Genomic DNA, 1,576 nt, shown 5'->3' on the forward strand with positions numbered 1-1,576 from the left:
GCCGCGCACCGAGCCGGCCTCCCGTCACGGCGAAACGGCCACCCCCACCACGCCCGCGACCCCGACGCAGTCCGCCCAGCCCACGCCGCAGCCGAAACCGCCGCTGCCCGCCGAGGCGCGGATCACCGGCACCAACGGCCTGCTGGACAACTACTCCTCCAACGACCGGGACGGCAACACGGTCGGCACCTACTTCGCCAACGGCACGGCGGCGCAGCTCTGGCGGCTGGACCGGGTCGCCGACGGGATGTACTACCTGCGCAACGCCTCCAGCAACTTCACCAAGGTGCTGGACCAGGACCGCAGGAGCGGACTGGTCCAGATCTGGACGAGCCCGCCGGCCGACTGGAACCAGGTCTGGGCCATCGCGCAGGTCCCGGGCGGCTACCGGATCGCCAACGTCGCCACCCAGCTGTGCCTGACGTCCGAGGGCATCGGCGTCGGGACCCACGTGGCGGCCTGCACGGGCGCGCAGAACCAGGTGTGGACGTTCGACTGAGCCGCCGGGAGCCGACTGCCCGGAACCGACCGGAGACCGCCGTCGACCGGGGCCGCGACGGCGAGCTGTACGACTACGCCGCGGACGACGCCGGGTTCGTCCGCGATCCGGGAGCCGGGGCGGCGCTGTGGGCGGGGCCACGGCCCCGGGTCACCACGGGGCCATCACCAGCTCGCCGATCACCTGGAGGCCGACTCGTGCCGCCAGCCACGGGGCGCGTTCGGCCTCGACATGCTTGACGTGCACGAACACCGTGTGGTCGGCCGCCGGCTCCGTCAGGTCGAGGTCCCGGGCATGCGCGCAGACCGTCACGTAGGCGCCCCTGGGACCTCCGGCACCGAGGCCGATGTCGGGAGCCTCCGGCCAGCCGGAGAAGTCCCAGCGGACCGACACCGGGCATGCCCCCGCCGCCGCCAGGACCGGCCGCACCACGTCCGCGGACATGCCCCAGCCCATCAACCGGACCGGGAGGTGGGCCGACGGCGGGTCACCCCTGTCGGAGGAGCCGTGTCCGGCGCCGTCGGCCCACCACTCGGCACCCGGCAGGAGGCCCAGGAGCCGTTCGAGGGCCCGCGCGTCGGGAACGCGCGCGTCGAAGTCGACCTCGAGCTCCCGGGTGTCGGCGAGATCCAGCAACCGCCCGGCGGCTCGCAGGGCCTCGTCGAGGTCCGCCGTCCTCAGGACCGGTCGCGCGTAGGAGTTGGCCATGGCGGGGAGTCTGCCAGGGCGCCCGCACTCGGAGATACCGGTTTTGTCCGCGCCCTGGACCTGCCGGCGTCCCCCTGTCCTCCCGCGGAGGCGCCCCCAGGTCGGCTCGCCGGACCGGGCGGACCTCCGGCGGGTCATGCCGGCAGCCAGGACGGCCACTGCCGGCGCGGCCGGACGGCGGGCCGGGCCGGGCCGATCAGCTCGCGCAGCCGGGCGGCCTCGGGGGAGCCGATGGAGGCCAGGATGTCGTAGGCCTCGGACCGGTGCGCCCGGGCCGCCTCCCCGGCGGCATCCCCGGCATCCCCGGTGCCCTCGGCGGCCGCGCGGTCGGCGAGCGCGTCGCCGAGCGCCGCCAGGGCCAGCCCCCGC

The 1,576-nt window shown here is 75.6% G+C and carries 3 protein-coding genes; 1 reads left to right on the forward strand and 2 read right to left on the reverse strand.

All coding sequences use genetic code 11. The features are described 5' to 3' along the window. A partial coding sequence (locus tag AE652_RS41055) for an RICIN domain-containing protein (RefSeq protein WP_049661055.1) occupies positions 1–499 on the forward strand: 499 nt, incomplete at its 5' end. 150 nt (positions 500–649) lie between these two features. Here the strand turns inward: AE652_RS41055 and AE652_RS45860 are convergent. Together AE652_RS45860 and AE652_RS41065 are read right to left on the reverse strand one after the other, a co-directional pair. After that, on the reverse strand, positions 650–1,207 hold the full coding sequence (locus AE652_RS45860; protein ID WP_049661056.1) for a hypothetical protein: 558 nt from the start codon (positions 1,205–1,207) through the stop codon (positions 650–652). A gap of 134 nt (positions 1,208–1,341) precedes the next feature. Continuing rightward, positions 1,342–1,576: hypothetical protein (locus AE652_RS41065; RefSeq protein WP_049661058.1), on the reverse strand; the 235-nt coding region annotated here is incomplete at its 5' end.

This window comes from Kitasatospora sp. MY 5-36 (assembly GCF_001182915.1).
GTDB lineage: Bacteria > Actinomycetota > Actinomycetes > Streptomycetales > Streptomycetaceae > Kitasatospora.